This is a genomic window from Synechococcus sp. BIOS-E4-1, from assembly GCF_014279995.1.
In the GTDB taxonomy this organism is placed as follows: domain Bacteria; phylum Cyanobacteriota; class Cyanobacteriia; order PCC-6307; family Cyanobiaceae; genus Synechococcus_C.
The window spans coordinates 2553389-2570341 of sequence record NZ_CP047935.1; the positions used below are offsets into that span (position 1 = coordinate 2553389).

Here is a 16953-nt window from a genome sequence, read left to right on the forward strand (position 1 = left end):
CACTGTCTGGTGTTTTCAACGGCAGACGTTGCTGTCTTTTTCTCCGAGGGTTGCGATCGGCCCGCAGTTGAACCAGCGCACAAGCTGCACCTCAATGTCGGTGAACAGCACGAGAATGCCGCCGCAGAGGAGCACAACGGCCACGGTGGCCCAGGTCTGACGGCTTGTCATCGGTTGTCCGGATGGTTCGCAAACGCCTCGAACTTAGGGCCGAGACCCTGGTTTTGCCATGCATTGCGAAGGGTTTCCGCATTGAGAGGATGCAGGGGGGGAAGTTCCGCCAGCAAAGGAACATCGCCGATTTCGCTGAGGGTTCTCGGATTGTCGGCATGGGCAGGTCCATTCAGGATCAAGCCGACCACAGGGATTTTGCGGCTGCGAAGCGCTTCAAGACTGAGCAGGGTGTGATTCAGGGTGCCCAGCCCGCTGCGGGCCACCAGCACAACCGGCAGCATCCACTGCTGCAGCTGATCGATCTGCTGCCAGGAGCGGGTAAGTGGAACGTGAAGTCCGCCGGCTGTCTCCACCACGAGTGGCCTGGTTCCGGTCGCTGGAAGCGTCAGCTGCATTGGATCAAGGCGGGTGTTTTCCAGTTCCGCTGCCCAGTGTGGTGAAACAGCTGCCTGGAAGGCATAGGTCTCTGCGATCCAGCGATCGGAGGGAAGGTCGATCAGCTCAACCACTCGCTCACGATCACCGCCGTCCTCCAGACCGCTCTGCACCGGCTTCCAATACACGGCATTAAGCCCCTGGACGAGCAGAGCACTGACCACAGTTTTGCCCACGTCTGTGTCTGTGCCGCAGACCACGAGGCGCAGTGCAGCTGAACTCGTTCTCATCGTTGGATCAGCAGCAATTTGATCACCCAGGTGAGTCTGAGCTGTCCCTCACCATCATGTTCGGGCCAGGCCTGCTGGAGTGTGCGCCAGTCTCGAACCGACAGTGATGGCTGAGTGCTGCAGTCCGCTCCAACCCTGCGCAGCGGTCTCAGCAGCCTGGGCAGGCTCTCCGCAACGGCGTTGCAGTACATGTCTTCCTGCAGCCTGATCCGATCAGCCCTGACCCACTGGAACAAGGCCTTGATCTCTGGGAAGGCAATGGCCGTGCAGGGGATGCCCGTGGTTTTCGCAGCGCGATGCCACTGAGGGAAGCAACCCTCAACGGGTAATGCCACCGCCAACCATCCCCCAGGAGCCAGCTGATTCAGCCAATTCCGGATGACCTGTCCTGGTGCCGGCAGCCAGTGCAGACAGAAGCTTGATGCCAGAAGACTGGGCGCCTCCGGCCATCGTGGTAATGGGTCTCTCAGATCCCATTGCTGCGTTCTGGCGCAGAGAGGGTGTTGTTGAAGCATGGCCTTGCTGCCGTCCACACGCAGCACGCGCTGCCCGGGATGCCTGGCTTCCAGTGCCTCGGCCAGATGACCGGTGCCGCTTCCGAGGTCGACCCACAGTCCGCTGGGGATGTGCTGTTGCCTGCAATGGTTTGCCAGCTGAGCGGCCACCGAGTGCTGCAGCGTGGCTGATGCGTTGTAGTTCTGGGCCGATTGATCGAAACGGCTGAGAACTTTGTCTCCCCAGTTGGTGATGGAGTTCATCAGCTTGCTCGACTGTGGTGATCAAGCCACTCCTGGACGCGCACGAGCAGATCCGGGACCATCAGTGCGTGACCGACACCCTGTAATTGCCATTGCTCGGGCGCATCCTGAAGGTGGCTCGTGAGGGCCAAAAGGTGATCACGGCTTGCTGCGGGCGCAACGATCGCATCATCCATCCCATCCACCACCAGCACGCGGGCGGTTTCTGGCAGGCCCGTTGGCAGGCCCGAGGTTTTGATGAGGAGCTCAAGATCTTCTCTCAGACATTCCCGCCCACGCTGGGAGAGTCCGTGCTGTTCTGGTCCCGGTGGCAGACCGCCCAGATCAGCGGGTTGCGCTGCGCGTTTCAGGAAGGTTCTCAGCATCGTGGCCTCATCGGGACTGCCGATCGCGTTCTGCATGCCCCGAAGGCCAGCGCGCAACGCCCTCCCCTCCCGCCCCTGCGGAATGAATCGCCCGAAGCTGGCGAGCAGGACCACATCCGTGGCCTGTTCGAAAACCGAGGGGTCAAGCAGATGGGGGCCAAGGGAATGGGCGATGACGATCCTGCGCCGCCTGGCCATGCATGGGTTTGTTTCGCCGCTGGCTGGCTCTGCCCAGCTTGGATTGCAGGATCGCTTGTTGCCGTAACCGCGTTCGCCGCTTTGCCAGAGCCAGCCGCGATGGCTGAAATGACGCTCCCATGGAGCCCAGGCTGCGCTGTCGCCGCTCCAGCCATGCATGGCGATGACCTGTTTCATCAGGAAACGCGGTCATCTGAGAGGGCCCTCAGCAGTGATTCCAATGTCTCATCGGGAAGGAGGCGATGCAGAACCAGACGTAGTCGGGCACTGCCTTCCGGCACGGTGGGTGGGCGGATTGCAGCGGTGAAAAGTCCCGAGAGTTCGAGATGGCGTTGCAAATTCAGGCATTGCTGATCCTCTCCAACGAGTAGTGGCAAGATCGGCCCGCTACCTGTCGGTCGCGCCCAGCCTGCTTCGACCAGGCGGTCACGCCAGGTGTTGCTGCGCTGCACCAGTGTCTGGCCCCAGTCGGGGTTGTTCCGCATCAGCTCCAGAGCAGCAAGTGCTGCTGCAGCAAGCGGTGGTGCCAATGCAGTTGTGTATCGGAAGGCTCCGCTCTCCTGCAGCAATTGCTCTCCAAGCTCGCCATTGCAGGCCAGGAAGGCTCCGCCGCTGCCGAAAGCCTTGCCGAAGGTGCCGCTGAGCATCGTCACTCTTCGTTCTCCAAAGCCCAGGCCACGGCCTTCTTCGCCAAGTACACCGAGGGCATGGGCCTCATCCAGGAGCAGGCTTGCTCCATGGCGCTCGCAGATTGTTGCCAGCTCATGCACCCGTGGACTTGTGCCTTCCATGCTGAACAGGCTTTCCGTGATCACCAGCAGGCGCGCGTCTGGATGCTCGCTGCGACAGTGCAGCAGCAGACGCTCCAGCGATTCAAGATCGTTGTGGACAAAACGCCGGAGTCGGGCACCGCTGGCCTGCACGCCCACCAGCAGTGAGTGATGAATCAGCCGGTCCGCCACAACGGTGGTATGCCGGTTCGCCAGGGCTTTGACAGCCGCAAGATTGGCTTGAAACCCGCTTGGAAACAGCAAGACTTTCTCGCGTCCGAGCCATTGCGCAAGCTCTGACTCCAATTGGTCATGTACAGGGCGGCTGCCGCTCACCAGCCTTGAGCCGCCAGCTCCCACGCCGCTGCATCGCAATTGCGCCTCGGCCGCGGCGATCAGGGAAGGATGCCGGCAGAGGCTCAGATAATCGTTGCTCGCCAGATCAAGCAGCTCCGGGCCATAGTCCGAATCAGTGCTGACGGCCTGCACAAGCTCCTGCTTCCTGGCAGGCGACCAGGTGCGCAGCTGACGGCGACGGGCCGGAGGAGTGCTCATGCGTGCAGTCTCGGTCCACGCCGATCGCATTGGGGATGCACTGCCCATTTGGCGGCGTCCCTAGGATTAATTGATGGCGGATCAAGACACCCAGGCTTCAGAGCCCGTACAGGTGGGGGCGCCGGATCCGTCGCAGTTGTTTCCTTTTCCGCTGGATGACTTTCAGCTGGAGGCGATCGACGCTCTGAACCAGGGCCATTCTGTGGTGGTCAGTGCGCCCACAGGATCTGGAAAAACCCTGATCGGTGAGTACGCCATTCATCGCGCCCTGGCCCATGGTCAGAAAGTTTTTTACACCACACCGCTGAAAGCTCTTTCCAACCAGAAGCTGCGGGATTTTCGAGAGCAATTCGGTGCGGAGAACGTGGGTCTGATGACCGGTGATCTCAGCGTGAACAGGGATGCCTCAATTGTGGTGATGACCACGGAGATCTTCCGGAACATGCTCTATGCCGAGGCGGATGAGCACGACGATCCCCTTGCCGACGTGGAGGCCGTGGTGCTGGATGAGTGCCACTACATGAATGACTCTCAGCGCGGCACCGTTTGGGAGGAATCAATCATTCACTCACCGCCGCCAGTCCAGCTCGTGGCGCTCTCGGCCACGGTTGCCAATGCCGGGCAGCTCACTGATTGGATTGAAAAGGTGCACGGTCCCACCACGCTTGTGCTGAGTGACTTTCGGCCTGTGCCATTGCATTTCGGTTTCTGCAGTGCCAAGGGGCTGCACCCGTTGCTCAATGAGCAGGGCACTGGTCTTCATCCCAACTGCAAGGTCTGGCGAGCGCCCAAGGGGCACAAGCGCAAGGGCCGCTCACCCAGGCCTCCTCAGCCCGAACCGCCACCGATCAGCTTTGTGGTGGCCCAGATGGCCGAGCGCGACATGTTGCCCGCCATCTACTTCATCTTCAGTCGACGTGGCTGCGATAAGGCCGTTCGCGACCTTGGAGTGCAGTGCCTGGTGACCGAGGCGGAGCAGGTCCGAATCCGTGAGCGTCTCAAGGCCTATTCATCCGCTAACCCTGAAGCTGTACGCGATGGCATTCACGCTGATGCCCTGCTGCGTGGCATTGCTGCGCATCATGCAGGAGTCCTCCCTGCGTGGAAGGAGCTGATTGAGGAGTTGTTCCAGCAGGGTCTGGTGAAGGTGGTGTTTGCCACAGAAACACTGGCGGCGGGCATCAACATGCCCGCGCGCACCACAGTGATTGCGTCACTGTCCAAACGCACAGAGCGTGGCCATCGTCCATTGATGGCCAGTGAGTTTCTGCAGATGGCTGGTCGAGCAGGACGGCGTGGACTCGACTCTCAGGGGTATGTGGTCACGGTGCAGAGCCGTTTCGAAGGAGTTCGCGAAGCGGGTCAGCTGGCAACGAGCCCTCCAGATCCGCTGGTGAGCCAGTTCACTCCCAGCTATGGGATGGTTCTCAACCTGCTGCAGCGTCATGATCTGGCCAAGGCGCGCGAGCTGGTTGAACGCAGCTTCGGCCGCTATCTGGCCAGCCTTGACCTGGTGGAAGAGGAGGAGATTCTTGAGCAGTTGCGTCTACAGCTCGGGCAGTTACAGGGGTCGGCCGGTGACGTGCCGTGGGAAGACTTTGAGGACTACGAAAAACGGCGAGGGCGCCTGCGCGAAGAGCGGCGACTGATGCGCATTCTTCAGCAACAGGCCGAGGAAACCCTGGCGCATGAGCTCACCCTGGCGCTGCAGTTTGCGAGCGTCGGAACGCTGGTCAGCCTGAAGGCCCCGCAACTGCGTGGTGGCGTCACACCGGCGGTGATCGTGGAGAAGTGCGAGGGCCCGGGACAGTTTCCGCTGCTGCTCTGCCTCACCATCGACAACGTCTGGCTGATGTTGCCCTGTCAGGCGGTGGTGAGCCTGCATGCGGAGCTGAGCTGCCTGCAGGTGGATGGAGTTCGAACGCCTGAACTCGCTCGTTCCGGTGAGCTCCGCCATGGGGATCAGAGCAGCGGGGGTTTGGCTCTGGCGGTGGGGCACATGGCTCAGCGCCATGACATGACGACCCCTCAGTACGACCTGGCAGGAGAAGTGCTCTCCCAGGCGCAGACGGTGCAGAGGCTCGAGGCTGATCTGGAAGCCCACCCCGCCCATCGCTGGGGAGATCGCAAGCAGCTCAAGAAGCACCGCCGGCGCATGGAGGACTTGGAGCTGGAGATCGCTGAGCGGCAGCAACTGCTTCACCACCGCGCCAACCGCCACTGGGAGACCTTTCTGGCTCTGATGGAGATCCTTCAGCACTTCGCAGCCCTTGATGAGCTCGAACCCACGGAGATCGGTCGCACGGTGGCGGCTCTCCGTGGCGACAACGAACTCTGGCTGGGTCTGGCCCTGATGAGCGGTCACCTTGATGATCTTCCGCCTTCAGAACTGGCCGCCGTTTTTGAAGCGATCAGCACTGAGGTGAACCGTCCGGACCTCTGGAGCGGCTTCCCGGCGCCACCCCGTGCCGAGGAGGCACTGCACGACCTCTCCGGTCTGCGTCGTGAGTTGCTGCGGGCGCAGGAACGTCATCAGGTTGTTGTGCCGGCCTGGTGGGAGCCCGAGCTGATGGGACTGGTGGAGGCATGGGCCAGCGGCACGGCCTGGAATGACCTGATTGCCAACACCTCTCTGGATGAAGGTGATGTGGTGCGGATCATGCGCCGCACTGTGGATCTGCTGGCACAGGTTCCCTACTGCGAAGCGATCAGTGAGCAGCTGCGCAGCCATGCCCGTCAGGCCCTCAAGGCGATCAACCGTTTTCCAGTTGCCGAAGCTGATGATCTGCAGAAGGCCGCTGCAGCGGAGTCAGAGGGTCTCAATCCCGCTACGGAACGGGTCGCCTGATGGCGCTCTCTTCAGCCCTGCTGACGTGCCATGTCAGCGGGATCGACGATGCGGTCGAAGTCCTCAGCGCTGACATAGCCAAGGTCCAGCGCAGCATTGCGCAGGCTCAGGCCCTGCTCATGGGCGTATCTCGCAATGGCACTGGCCTTGTCGTACCCGATCATCGGAGCCAGAGGTGTCACCAGCATCAGCGACTGCTCAACATCACGCTGAATCCTGGCCCTGTTCGGTTCGATTCCCTCGACCATGGCCACCCGGAAGCAGCGGCAGGCATCCGTGAGCAAGGTGATCGAGCGGAGCAGATTGAAGCCGATCAGCGGTTTGTAGACATTCATCTGTAGGTGGCCGCCGGCGCCGGCCATCGCCACTGCAGCATCCAGGCCGATCACCTGAGTGCAGACCATGGCCATCGCTTCGCACTGGGTTGGGTTCACTTTGCCCGGCATGATTGAGCTTCCTGGTTCGTTCTCCGGCAGGTGCAGCTCTGCGAGTCCTGCGCGTGGGCCACAGGCCAGCAGGCGGATGTCATTGGCAATCTTCAGCAGGCTTCCGGCAAGCAGGCGAAGCTGTGCCATCGCATGGACCAGCCCGTCATGGCTTGCCATCACAGCGAATTTGTTGGCGGCTGAGCTGAAAGCGAGTCCTGTGAGCTGCGCCAGCTCCTGCGCAGCCTGTTCTGCGAAACCGTCGGGGGCATTCAGACCGGTTCCCACCGCAGTGCCGCCGAGTGGCAGTGGATAAACCTCCGAAAGACTGGATGCAATGCGAGTGCGGGCGGCCGCGATCTGGTCGCGCCACGCTGAGGCCTCCTGTCCAAGGGTGAGCGGAACCGCATCTTGCAGATGGGTGCGGCCGATCTTGACAAGGTCCTGCCAGAGCTCGGTTTTGGCGGCAAAACCAGCGATCAATCGATCCAGTTCAGGAAGCAGTCGACGTTCGACACCTTCCACGGCTGCCACATGAATCGCCGCTGGGAAGGCGTCATTCGTGGACTGGGAACAATTGACATGGTCATTGGGGTGGACGGGCCTGTGGCTGCCGAGCGGTTCACCCGCCGCCTGAGCTGCCAGGTTGCTGATCACCTCATTGACGTTCATGTTGGTCTGGGTGCCGCTGCCGGTTTGCCAGACGCGCAGGGGAAATTGATCATCGTGCTGACCAGCTGCAACCGCTGAGGCAGCCGTCGCGATGGCTGAACATTCGCTCTCACTGATGACGCCAAGGCGAGCATTCACGCTTGCCGCTGCCTGTTTGATGCGGGCGAGAGCATGAATAAGCTCCGCCGGCAGGAGGTCGTCAGCGATGTCGAAGTTCCTCAGAGACCGCTGTGTTTGCGCACCCCAGAGTGCCTTTGCAGGGACTTCCACAGCCCCCATGCTGTCGTGTTCGATCCTGGTCGCGTCTGACATCGCAGGGCAAGTGAATGCGTTAGGGGCGTGGACCCGCTCCGGGCCTGAGCACGAGGGCAATGATCAGCAGCATGCCGCTGACGCTCACGACCACGTAAATCCAGTCTGCATAGGGGGTCCAGAACATGGTTAAGACCAGATCTCAAAGTCCCAGACGGTCCCAGATCACCCCCAGGTTCGCCTGGTGCAGATCGGTGCTGAAGCAATCGTCCAGTTGCTGCGGGCCGAGCTTGGCGGTGACTTCGGGGTCCGCTGCAAGATTGCTGCGGAAATCCCCTCCGTCGTTGTTCCAGGCGCTGTGAGCATTGCGCTGCACCACTCGATAGGCGTCTTCCCTGCTCATGCCTGCATCCACCAGCCCGAGCAGCACGCGCTGGCTGAACACCACGCCCCCATACACGTTCATGTTGCGTAGCATGTTCCACGGGTACACCCCCAGACCTGCCAGCACGGCTGTCATCTCTCGCAGCATGAAATGCAGCGTCACCGAGCAGTCCGGGAGCATCATCCGTTCGGTTGAGCTGTGGCTGATATCTCGCTCGTGCCAGAGAGCCACATTCTCCAGGGCAGCCACGACGTAGCTACGCAGCACTCTGGCCAGACCGCTGATGCGTTCACTGCGGATCGGGTTGCGTTTGTGGGGCATGGCTGAGCTGCCTTTCTGCCCCTTGGCAAAGCTCTCTTCCACCTCGAGAACGTCCGTCCGCTGCAGGTTGCGGATTTCAGTGGCGAAGCGGTCCAGTGAGGCCCCGACCAGTGCCAGGGTCTGGACATAATCAGCATGCCGATCGCGAGAGATCACCTGGGTGCTTGCGGTGTCGGCAGTCAGGCCCAGTCGGTCGCAGGTGAGACGTTCCACCTCCGGATCGGTGTTGGCGTAGGTGCCCATGGCCCCGCTCACCTGGCCCACGGCCACATCGCGCTCCAGCCGTTCGAGTCGCTCGGCGTTGCGGCGGGTCTCCGCCAGCCAGCCTGCCAACTTGAATCCAAACGTGATCGGTTCACCATGAATGGCATGGGAGCGACCGATCATCACGGTGGACTTGTGCTCTGCCGCCAGTTTGGTTATGGCGTCGTCGAGAGCGCGCAGCTCTTTCCTCAGCAGAATGACAGAGGCCTTGAGCTGCAGGGCCAGACCTGTGTCCAGCACATCACTGCTGGTCATTCCCACGTGGATATAGCGACCCGCGTCTCCGACGTGTTCGTTGACGTTGGTGAGAAAAGCGATCACGTCGTGACGCACTTCGGCTTCGATCTCAAGGATCCGCGCTGGCTCAAAAGCCGCCTTGCTGCGGATGTCCTCCATCGCCTCATCGGGAACGCGTCCCAGGCTGCAGTTGGCCTCGCAGGCCGCCACTTCAACATCAAGCCAGCTCTGATACTTGGCCTGGTCGGTCCAGATCGCGCCCATCTCGGGCAGGGTGTAGCGCTCGATCAAGGGATCGCAGACAAATGGTCAATCCTCGACCATACGGTGACGCAGGTTCGTCTCCAGTCGTTCAGGCAGAACGCAGACGACGATGTTCCACTTCCCATTGCACGTGTTGTCCCCACGCCTGTTGTCGAACCGTGCAGAGTCCACCTCGACATTCGATCACCTGGAAGGGGGGCAGATCGCTGGGGTGGTTCTCGATGGTGACGAAAGTGCCGGGATGCAGGAGTTCGACCACGTTTCGAGGTGTTGGTCGGTGACGTGGCTGCTGCTTGGCGGACATGACCGTATTGCGGCTCGGATCGATCCTCAAGGAGTTGTCTGGGTTCCGGGGAGAACCACGCAGGTTTGTTCGGATTTCGCCTCTGCTTTTATGAAGAAATGGCTCGTAAACGCCGGCTGGATCTTCATCTGCTCACTTTGGGCCTGGCCTCATCACGCCAGCAGGCCCAGCGATTGATTCGTGCCGGCAAGGTGCGTGATGTCCATGGACAGCGTCTTGAGAAGCCTGGACAGGAAGTGGCGGAAGAGGCACTGATTCAGGTGGAGCAACCGCCGCGATTTGTTTCCAGGGGTGGAGAAAAGCTTCTGGGTGCTTTGAATGCCTTTCCCGTTGAGGTGAACGGACGTGTCTGCCTCGACGGTGGAATCTCCACCGGTGGTTTCACCGATTGCCTGCTTCAGCACGGCGCCAGCTGCGTCTATGGCATTGATGTCGGCTACGGCCAGACCGCCTGGAGCCTGCGCACCGATGAGCGGGTGGTGTTGCGAGAACGCACCAACCTGAGGCGTCTGACAGCCGAGCAGTTGTATGGGAAAGACGATCAGCGCCCGACACTGGCCGTGGCGGATGTGTCTTTCATTTCCCTCTCACTGGTGCTTCCATCCCTGCGTGGTCTGATGAGCGTGGAAGCCGCTCAAGCCAATGAGTGCGAGGCCATCGTGTTGGTGAAACCGCAGTTCGAGGTTGGACGGCAGAGAGTTGGAAAGGGTGGTGTGGTGCGTGACCCAGCTGCCCATATTGATGCCATTAATGCCGTGATCCAAGCGGCACAGCCGCTGGGCTGGAAGCCAACAGGGCTGGTGGCTTCTCCACTCACCGGTCCAGCCGGTAACCATGAATATCTGCTTTGGTTGACCTCTCGTTTCAACCAAGAGGTCCCCGAAACTCTGGTCGAGAAAGTCGTCTCAGCAACCTTGAGCGAGTGAAGAGAGGAAAACGGTTTTCTAAAGAGCTGATCCGTCGCGATCGCCCGTACGGATCCGAACCACGGTGTCAACCGGTGAGATGAAGATCTTGCCGTCACCGATTTCTCCGGTCTTCGCGGCTTCTGCAATGGCATTGACCACGGTTTCAACACGACCATCGTCGATGACCACTTCGATTTTGAGTTTCTGCAGGAATTCCACGGTGAATTCCGAGCCGCGGTAACGCTCAACCTGACCTTTCTGTCGCCCGAAACCGCGTACCTCGCTCACGGTCATCCCGACGATTCCCGCGTTCACCAAGGCCAGCTTGACGTCTTCAAGCTTGAAGGGGCGGATGATCGCTTCGACTTTTTTCATTGCTGGTATCCGGCTTTGGGAAAGCTAAGAGCTCAGGCGTGTTGTGTCGGGGAGAGGGATGGAAGAGGACTCACGTTCAGGCCGGCTTCGGAGGCGTCAAACATCAGTGTTTCCGCGTCTGACCGACTCACGATCACGTGACCTTCGGCGAGGAGCTCCCAGTGCTCGGATTCGAAATGCGTCTGAAGCCAGAGGATTCCATGAACGCTGGCCGCGACCAACCGGAAGGAAGGGCCTTCAGCGAGCAAGCGGAGATCCATGAAAAGGGTTCACACGTCAACCCCATTACGACCCGCCGATCTTTTCGCGGATGTACGCGTTGATACCGAATCAGGAGTTGACCGGCTTTCTGGCCTGTTCTCGGCGGTGCTGATAAACGCTGCCGCGGTAGTGGAGTTCCACAGTTGATTCAGTCGCCACGGAGTGGCTCAGAGGAGCGTCATAGTGCTGACCGCGATAGGTGTGGTCAACCTTGACCGGGCTCAGGCGCTCATGCTGCGCCGGGTCGTAGGGGATGCCGCGATAGGTGCGTTGTGTGGTGGTCATTGGCGTGGCCTCGAAGAGGATGGTGAGTGCTCCGATCGTTGATCGGGACCGCTTCGTGGTAAGGAGCGTTGCTTCGCCACGCGGGTGACTACTTCCGGCTGAAGAGGCCTGTGAAAGCAGGCCCGAGCCCAACGGTTTGTCCTTCAATGCATTACTACCGCAAAAATGTTGTTCATGGTGAACAGTTTGAGGTGAATCAAGGGCTGAAACCGTTGTCTCTCAAGTCTTGTCCTGAGCTCGCGGCAGTCGTGTCGGGTTTTAAGGTCTTTACAAACCGTTGTGTCGCTTTTCGACCATGAGTGCATCTTCCGCAGAGGTCACCCGCACTCCCCTCTACGGGGAGAGGGCCATTGCCGATGCCGAGTTGATCTGTTTTGACAACCCTCGCCAGGGCCGCACCTATGAGGTCTCGATAGAGCTCCCGGAATTCACCTGCCTCTGTCCCTTCTCCGGTTATCCCGATTTCGCTGTGCTGCGACTTCTCTATCAACCGGGGCCTCGGGTTGTTGAGCTGAAGGCCATCAAGCTCTACGTGAACAGTTTCAGGAATCGCACGATCTCCCATGAAGAGGTTGCCAACCGCATCCTTGATGATCTGGTCGAGGCCTGTGATCCGGTCTGGATGCAGTTGGAGGCTGATTTCTATCCCCGAGGAAACGTGCACACCGTTGTGCGCGTCAGCCATGGAGAGCGTCAACCCTGTTGATCAGCTGGGGGAGTTCCGAGGCAAAGCCCGCAAGGTTTCGGTTGCAAAGACCGCCAATGTGCAGTTTGGCCTGCTGGATTTCAGCAACAGCCCAGATCTGACGCGTGGCCACCATGCTCAATCCACCCCCCAACAGGGTGATCGCGAAGCCTGCATAAACCAGTGGCACCCCGGGGTCACGTTTGAGCAACAATCCGCTGGCCGGCATGATCTCGACCACTCTCAGCGGCAGTCCCTGAACCTCAGCACCCTCTCCTCCAGGCCTGAGATTGGTGATCAGACCTCCGTCTGAATCAAACACCTGCACAGGGCCCTGTTCACTTCCGGTGCTGAGGAACACCGGTTCACTTCCGTCAGGACGGGTGGGAAGCACCAGTCCCCAGATCTGATCCCCGAGCTCGGGGAAGGTGCTCAGTGGCAGTTGCAGCAGGGGGCTGCGGCCAATCTGCACGGTGATCGTCGCCAGCGACCAGTCCGCCTGATACACAGTGATGCCCTGATAGCGCAAGGGATGGTTGACGCTGATCCTGCGTTGCTCTTCAGGGTTGCCCTGGGGGCTGAGCAGCAGGGTGGAACTGAACTGTTCCGGTCGACCGGCTGGATCCCTTTCAATCGTGAAATCCTGCAAGGTGAGGCTGAGCCTGTTTTCGCCGGCTGGACTGAGCAGATCAAGTGAGCGTCCAGGAGCGAGGAATCGCTCCAGCCGCTGGCCTGCCAGGGCACCCCAGGCAGCTCCGATCAGAAGCATCACCAGACCTGTGTGAACCAGCAGAGGCCCAACCCTGCCGACAACGCCCCGTCGGGCGGCGAGTCGACCGCTCTGTTGTTTGACGTTCCAGCCCTGCCCTCTGAGCTCCGAGGCCAGGTCATTCAGTGCGGTGCTGCTGTCATTGCAGGCGACGGTCTCTGCCAAGGCCAGTTTGCTCAGCTGGCGTGGGCGGGAATAATCGGTCCAGCGCAGAGCAGCCTTCAGCGTCGGCCACTGACGTCTCCAGCTGCACAAGGTGAGTGCCAGCCCGAGCAGTGCCAACAGCGAGAGAAACCAGATGCTTGAGTAAACGTGATTGAGCTGCATCTGCAGCATCAGGTTTCCGTTGATCAATCCCAGCCATGGGTCGGCATTGAAGCGTTCCAGGTAAAGCTCAGGCGCTTCCTGCTGAGGGATGATTGTGCCGACGGCACTGGCCAGTGCAATCATCAGCAGCAGCAGAATGGCTAGGCGCAAGCTGGAGAGCAGTGCCAGCAATCGTTTCAACGCACGCATGCTCAGACCAGCCTCGTCAGCAGGGTGAGCGTGCCGATCGTGAGCAGAACGACACCGCTGATGCTGGGGATCCAGCGGCTGATCGAGCGCATCGCCATCAGTTTGGGAAGGGATGCCGCCATGCTTCCGGCAAGCAGCAACGGCAGCACCTGGCCGATTCCGAAGCTGCTGAGATAGATCAGCCCTGTGATTGCATTGCCACTGCTGGCGATCCAGCCCAGCAGAACTGCCAAAACAGGTGTGGTGCAGGGTGAAGCTGCAAGGCCAAACGCCAGACCAGCCGCAATCGGCGCCAGCGGTGCAGGCACCTTGCGACTCCATGCATTGGGATCCGGGCCTGCCGGTAGGGGCAGTCGTACAACTCCAAGCAGGTTGAGCCCCATCACCACGGCCAGCAAAGCCACCAGGGTGGGAATCAGTCCCGGTACCTGGCCGTAAATGCCCCCCAGCAATCCGCTCAGGCTGCCCAGCATCACCAGAGCTCCAACGATGCCTCCGCAGAAGGCAAGGCTGCGTTGCCAAGCAGGTTGTTCGCTTTCAAATCCGGCGAGGTAGGCCAGCGTCACCGGTAGCAGCGATAGTGAGCACGGTCCCAGACTGGTGAGGGCTCCCACGACCAGTACGGCCCCAAGGCTGAGCGGGCCAGGCTGCTGAAGTGCATGGTTCAGCAGGTCTTCACCACTTCGGGCCAGATCGGACAGTGCCAGGTCGAGGAGGGCGATGGTGAAGCCGGTTCAGAAAAACTCGGAGTTCAGCCTATCGATCAGGACGTGGACGGCGTCGATCAGACACCAGTCGTTGAGCTTGACCGCGCCCACCGATCAATCCTGTGGATTCGAGAGAGCAGCGGATCAGAAGTCCCACGATCATCAGACTCGAGAGCAGTGAGTTGCCTCCGTAGCTCACCAGCGGCAGCGGCAGTCCGGTTGTTGGCATGGCTCCGGATGCCACGGCCACGTTCATCACCGATTGGCCCACGAGCAGTGCTGCGCAACCAATGGCAACAAGCCTGGCCTGATTGCTTCGGCATCGGAGAGCAACGCGTAGTCCCAGATAGCCGATCAACATCAGGAACAGAAGCAGCAGCAAGGACCCCACCAGTCCAAATTCTTCGGCGTAGACCGCGAAGATGAAGTCGGTGCTCTGAATCGGCAAATATTGCAGTTTCTGGGTGGAGAGACCGAATCCCTGGCCGAAAACCCCGCCCGAGCCGATCGCCAGCAGGCTTTGGATCAGTTGATATCCATCACCCTGCGGATCCTTCCAGGGATTCAGAAAGGAAATCACGCGCAGACGCTGGTATTCGTTGATCAGGATGCTTGCGGTGCCAAGAAGCGCTCCTCCGATCGCTGTCCCGAACAGCTGAAAGAGCGGCAGTCCTGCTGAAAAGGCCATCAGCCAGATCAGCAGGCCGGTTAAAGCAGCGGTGCTCAGGTTGGGCTGCTTGAGAATCAGCAGCACCAGAATCCCGAAACTGCTCAGCCACAGAAGCTTTTGATCCAGCCCGTTCCGTTTCCAATGCGCGAAGAGGTTTGCCGCTTGCAGCACCACAAACGGTTTCACGAGTTCGGAAGGCTGAATCTGAATCGGTCCGATCACCAGCCAGCGGCTGGCTCCATTCACGGTGGTTCCCATCACCAGGGTCGCTGCGATCAAGAGGCAGCCAATCCAGAGTGCGGGTCCGGCCAGTTTCAGCCAGCGCCGCAGATTGATCGATGCTGTGAATGACATCAGGCTCCAGCTGGCTGCCATCCACACCAATTGTCTTTTGACGTAATAAGCCCCCTCACCTTGTTCACGCGCAGCGACCCACCAGCTGGCAGAAGCGAGCACCAGCAGGCCTGCCAGGCTCCAGATCGCTGTGAGTGTGAGCAGCAGACGTGCTTCCGCAGGCCAGAGTGACCATTCGAGCGGCAGATAACGCTCCCATAGAGGCTTGGATTCAGCGGCAGCCTTTTGTCGTTCCCGCAGGGTGCCCTGACGTGAGGATCGACTCCTTCTGGAGATCACGGTGGGGCTGCTCAAAACGATCGTAGGTGTTGCATGTATTGAGCCGTCCTTGAGACGGTTTGCCAAGGGAGCTCAACAAAAAACCCGACCAGAGGCCGGGTTTCAACACACATTTGAATTCGAATCAGTTACCAACGTTGACCTGTTGACCGCCGGTGCAGAGCTCCACCTTGATAATGCGTCCACCCTGTTTCTGAATCCGCTGTTGTTCAGCGAACCAGCTGTCGTAGGGAACCCACTTGGTGAAGAAGGTGTTCTGCAATTCGCGCTGCGTCCGAACCTTCTCAGGGCTGGGGATGCAAGCGGTGACTTTGAACAACCGCATGGGGCTCAGTTGCCGAGACCGGAACAGATGTAGTCGAAGTACACACCCATTTCCTTGCCTGCATCGGGTCCGACCAGGGAGGCGGTGACTTCCTTCATCGCCTGAATGGCCTGGACCGTTGCTCCGATAGGTACTCCCAGGGAGTTGTAGGTCTCTTTGAGACCGTTCAGAACACGTTCGTCGAGAATGGAGGTGTCGCCGGCGAGCATGGCGTAGGTGGAATACCGCAGGTAGTAGTCCAGGTCACGGATGCAGGCTGCGTAGCGACGGGTGGTGTACATGTTGCCGCCAGGACGGGTGATGTCCGAGTACAGCAGCGCCTTGGCCACGGCGTCGCGGATGATGGCGGAAGCATTCGCACTGATGGTTGCGGCAGCCTTCACGCGCAGTTCACCACTGGCGAAGTAGCTCTCGAGGTTGCTCATGGATGCCGTATCCAGGTAGAGACCTTGGACGTCGGACTTGTTGATGACGTTGGTGATCGCGTCTTGCATGGACTCAGGAGTGACGTGAAGGGGCGTTGGTTCCGGTGATCAGGCGAGAGAGCCCACCACGTAGTCGAAGTAGAAGCCGGCTTCCTCGGCATCAGCACCACTAAGGATGCCCATTGCCACGGTTTTCATCTCACGAACGGCTTCTGCCATGGCCTCGAGGGGGGTGCCGAGGGATCGGTAGAGCTCACGGGCTCCGATTACGCCGATCTCCTCGATCGGGGTCACGTCACCAGCGACGACGCCGTAGGTCACGAGGCGGAGGTAGTAATCCATGTCCCGCAGGCAGGTTGCGGTCATGGCTTCTCCGTAGGCATTGCCGCCAGGAGAGATGACATCAGGACGCTTCTGAAAGAGCTGTCCGCCTGCAGTCTTGACGATGCGCTCACGGCTCTCGCTGAGAACCTGAGCGACTCGCAGGCGACGTTGGCCTCCGCTGACGAACGCCTTGATCTGGTCCAGTTCTCCTGGACTCAGATAGCGGGCTTCGGCGTCCGCGTTGATGATCGAGTTGGAGACGATGCTCATGCAGTTCTACCTCGAAGCAAGCAGCCACCCGTAGGAGGCCGATATCCGGTGAGTGGTGTGGTGATCTCGATTGAGATCGTGAAGCAGCTTAAGGGCCGCAGTGCCTCGGATCACGGAGATCCGAGTCGGAAGGCCATCAGATGTTGTATCTGTTGATCTTCCGTTGTGGAATTCGCGCTCCTCGCAGGGCCAGGTGCGTATGAACCCCCTTAATTCTCAGGCAGCGTCCTGAAGAGTCTGTGTCCCGGTAACAGATCTTCATTGCCAGTGTGGGCCGCTCTATTTGAACTTCTCGCTGTTTTTTTGAAGTTCTTTTTTATAAACAGTCAGCAAAAAGTCGGAG

General features: G+C 60.0%; 21 protein-coding genes. 3 read left to right on the forward strand and 18 right to left on the reverse strand.

From position 1 onward, the window contains the following. Positions 1 to 15: 15 nt before the first annotated feature. The 5 genes from SynBIOSE41_RS13925 to SynBIOSE41_RS13945 are packed head-to-tail and all read right to left on the reverse strand — an operon-like array spanning position 16 to position 3485. On the reverse strand, positions 16 to 171 hold the full coding sequence (locus tag SynBIOSE41_RS13925; RefSeq protein ID WP_170953744.1) for a hypothetical protein: 156 nt from the start codon (positions 169 to 171) through the stop codon (positions 16 to 18). Further along, a complete protein-coding gene (gene bioD / locus SynBIOSE41_RS13930) occupies positions 168 to 839 on the reverse strand; it encodes a dethiobiotin synthase (RefSeq protein WP_186538372.1) in 672 nt (223 codons plus the stop codon). The genes SynBIOSE41_RS13925 and bioD overlap by 4 nt, the downstream gene beginning before the upstream one ends. Continuing rightward, positions 836 to 1597 carry a methyltransferase gene (locus SynBIOSE41_RS13935; protein ID WP_186538374.1) on the reverse strand — a complete coding sequence of 254 codons (762 nt, stop codon included), beginning with the start codon at positions 1595 to 1597 and terminating at the stop codon, positions 836 to 838. The genes bioD and SynBIOSE41_RS13935 overlap by 4 nt, the downstream gene beginning before the upstream one ends. Then, the gene (locus SynBIOSE41_RS13940; RefSeq protein ID WP_186538375.1) at positions 1597 to 2337 is read right to left on the reverse strand and encodes an alpha/beta hydrolase; all 741 of its coding nucleotides are present in this window, start codon (positions 2335 to 2337) and stop codon (positions 1597 to 1599) included. Before SynBIOSE41_RS13940 ends, SynBIOSE41_RS13935 begins: the two co-directional genes overlap by 1 nt. After that, positions 2337 to 3485: an aminotransferase class I/II-fold pyridoxal phosphate-dependent enzyme gene (locus tag SynBIOSE41_RS13945; protein ID WP_186538381.1), complete on the reverse strand. Its 1149-nt coding sequence runs from the start codon at positions 3483 to 3485 to the stop codon at positions 2337 to 2339. Before SynBIOSE41_RS13945 ends, SynBIOSE41_RS13940 begins: the two co-directional genes overlap by 1 nt. A gap of 73 nt (positions 3486 to 3558) precedes the next feature. Between SynBIOSE41_RS13945 and SynBIOSE41_RS13950 the strand changes: the two genes are divergently transcribed. Then, positions 3559 to 6333: an RNA helicase gene (locus SynBIOSE41_RS13950; RefSeq protein WP_186538395.1), complete on the forward strand. Its 2775-nt coding sequence runs from the start codon at positions 3559 to 3561 to the stop codon at positions 6331 to 6333. 11 nt (positions 6334 to 6344) lie between these two features. Here the strand turns inward: SynBIOSE41_RS13950 and fumC are convergent, their stop codons facing one another. The 4 genes from fumC to SynBIOSE41_RS13970 all read right to left on the reverse strand — a co-directional run bounded on the left by fumC (position 6345) and on the right by SynBIOSE41_RS13970 (position 9457). Next, on the reverse strand, positions 6345 to 7742 hold the full coding sequence (gene fumC / locus SynBIOSE41_RS13955; protein ID WP_186538397.1) for a class II fumarate hydratase: 1398 nt from the start codon (positions 7740 to 7742) through the stop codon (positions 6345 to 6347). Positions 7743 to 7761: 19 nt separating this feature from the next. Further along, entirely contained in the window at positions 7762 to 7869 is a 108-nt protein-coding gene (locus tag SynBIOSE41_RS13960; RefSeq protein ID WP_066911005.1) for an adenylosuccinate lyase, read from the reverse strand. A 15-nt stretch (positions 7870 to 7884) separates the two neighbouring features. Continuing rightward, positions 7885 to 9180, reverse strand: a complete 1296-nt coding sequence (gene purB, locus SynBIOSE41_RS13965) for an adenylosuccinate lyase (protein ID WP_186538399.1) — start codon at positions 9178 to 9180, stop codon at positions 7885 to 7887. 61 nt (positions 9181 to 9241) lie between these two features. Further along, a complete protein-coding gene (locus tag SynBIOSE41_RS13970) occupies positions 9242 to 9457 on the reverse strand; it encodes a hypothetical protein (protein WP_066911000.1) in 216 nt (71 codons plus the stop codon). Positions 9458 to 9555: 98 nt separating this feature from the next. Here SynBIOSE41_RS13970 and SynBIOSE41_RS13975 point away from each other — a divergent pair, with 98 nt between their 5' ends. Further along, positions 9556 to 10383 carry a TlyA family RNA methyltransferase gene (locus tag SynBIOSE41_RS13975; RefSeq protein ID WP_186538400.1) on the forward strand — a complete coding sequence of 276 codons (828 nt, stop codon included), beginning with the start codon at positions 9556 to 9558 and terminating at the stop codon, positions 10381 to 10383. An 18-nt stretch (positions 10384 to 10401) separates the two neighbouring features. Here the strand turns inward: SynBIOSE41_RS13975 and SynBIOSE41_RS13980 are convergent, their stop codons facing one another. From SynBIOSE41_RS13980 to SynBIOSE41_RS18425, 3 genes are all read right to left on the reverse strand, one after another. Further along, positions 10402 to 10740: a P-II family nitrogen regulator gene (locus SynBIOSE41_RS13980; RefSeq protein WP_186538402.1), complete on the reverse strand. Its 339-nt coding sequence runs from the start codon at positions 10738 to 10740 to the stop codon at positions 10402 to 10404. 32 nt (positions 10741 to 10772) lie between these two features. Then, positions 10773 to 11000, reverse strand: coding sequence for a hypothetical protein (locus SynBIOSE41_RS13985; RefSeq protein ID WP_186538404.1), 228 nt, complete (start codon positions 10998 to 11000; stop codon positions 10773 to 10775). A 70-nt stretch (positions 11001 to 11070) separates the two neighbouring features. After that, entirely contained in the window at positions 11071 to 11418 is a 348-nt protein-coding gene (locus SynBIOSE41_RS18425) for a DUF4278 domain-containing protein (RefSeq protein ID WP_370594129.1), read from the reverse strand. A 163-nt stretch (positions 11419 to 11581) separates the two neighbouring features. On the opposite strand from SynBIOSE41_RS18425, the gene queF reads away from it, so the two are divergent. Then, entirely contained in the window at positions 11582 to 11992 is a 411-nt protein-coding gene (gene queF / locus SynBIOSE41_RS13995; protein WP_066910991.1) for a preQ(1) synthase, read from the forward strand. On the opposite strand, the gene SynBIOSE41_RS14000 is transcribed toward queF, so the two are convergent. The 6 genes from SynBIOSE41_RS14000 to SynBIOSE41_RS14025 all read right to left on the reverse strand — a co-directional run bounded on the left by SynBIOSE41_RS14000 (position 11964) and on the right by SynBIOSE41_RS14025 (position 16610). Beyond that, positions 11964 to 13256, reverse strand: coding sequence for a cytochrome c biogenesis protein ResB (locus tag SynBIOSE41_RS14000; RefSeq protein WP_186538412.1), 1293 nt, complete (start codon positions 13254 to 13256; stop codon positions 11964 to 11966). The genes queF and SynBIOSE41_RS14000 overlap by 29 nt on opposite strands. A gap of 2 nt (positions 13257 to 13258) precedes the next feature. Further along, positions 13259 to 13927 carry a cytochrome c biogenesis CcdA family protein gene (locus SynBIOSE41_RS14005; RefSeq protein WP_066910985.1) on the reverse strand — a complete coding sequence of 223 codons (669 nt, stop codon included), beginning with the start codon at positions 13925 to 13927 and terminating at the stop codon, positions 13259 to 13261. An 85-nt stretch (positions 13928 to 14012) separates the two neighbouring features. Then, the gene (locus SynBIOSE41_RS14010; RefSeq protein WP_370594241.1) at positions 14013 to 15263 is read right to left on the reverse strand and encodes an FtsW/RodA/SpoVE family cell cycle protein; all 1251 of its coding nucleotides are present in this window, start codon (positions 15261 to 15263) and stop codon (positions 14013 to 14015) included. 127 nt (positions 15264 to 15390) lie between these two features. Further along, positions 15391 to 15591: a phycobilisome linker polypeptide gene (locus tag SynBIOSE41_RS14015; RefSeq protein WP_006851140.1), complete on the reverse strand. Its 201-nt coding sequence runs from the start codon at positions 15589 to 15591 to the stop codon at positions 15391 to 15393. Positions 15592 to 15596: 5 nt separating this feature from the next. After that, positions 15597 to 16085, reverse strand: coding sequence for an allophycocyanin subunit beta (apcB, locus tag SynBIOSE41_RS14020; protein ID WP_066910982.1), 489 nt, complete (start codon positions 16083 to 16085; stop codon positions 15597 to 15599). Positions 16086 to 16124: 39 nt separating this feature from the next. Continuing rightward, positions 16125 to 16610 carry an allophycocyanin gene (locus SynBIOSE41_RS14025; RefSeq protein ID WP_066910979.1) on the reverse strand — a complete coding sequence of 162 codons (486 nt, stop codon included), beginning with the start codon at positions 16608 to 16610 and terminating at the stop codon, positions 16125 to 16127. Positions 16611 to 16953: the final 343 nt, after the last annotated feature.